Here is a 499-nt window from a genome sequence, read left to right as displayed (position 1 = left end):
GACATCCTGCGCCTGCTGGGCATCGAGGAGCTGTCGCGCTACATCGTCGACGAAGTGCAGGACGTGTACCGCCTGCAGGGTGTGAAGATCAACGACAAGCACATCGAGGTGATCGTTCGCCAGATGCTGCGTCGCGTCGTGGTCGAGAACCCGGGCGAGTCGGGCTACATCGCCGGCGAGCAGGTCGAGCGTTCGGAGATCCTCAACACCAACGAGCAGCTGCAGTCCGAGGACAAGATCCCCGCGACCTACAGCAACGTGCTGCTGGGGATCACGAAGGCGTCGCTGTCCACCGATTCGTTCATTTCGGCCGCGTCGTTCCAGGAAACGACCCGCGTGCTCACCGAGGCTGCCATCATGGGCAAGCGCGACGAGCTGCGTGGCCTGAAGGAAAACGTGATCGTGGGCCGCCTGATCCCGGCGGGTACGGGTCTGGCCTACCACCAGGCGCGCAAGGCCAAGGAAGCCATGGACGACGCCGAGCGCCGCGCCATCGCCG

Annotated in this window: 1 pseudogene; it reads left to right on the top strand. The window is 64.7% G+C overall.

The features are described 5' to 3' along the window. A pseudogene (locus tag GVL52_RS31845) lies at positions 1–499 on the top strand (DNA-directed RNA polymerase subunit beta'); the annotation flags it as partial.

Origin of the sequence: Rhizobium sp. 18055 (genome assembly GCF_902706285.1) — a bacterium.
Classification (GTDB): domain Bacteria; phylum Pseudomonadota; class Alphaproteobacteria; order Rhizobiales; family Rhizobiaceae; genus Rhizobium.
This window is presented reverse-complemented; position numbering and strand designations above follow the sequence as displayed.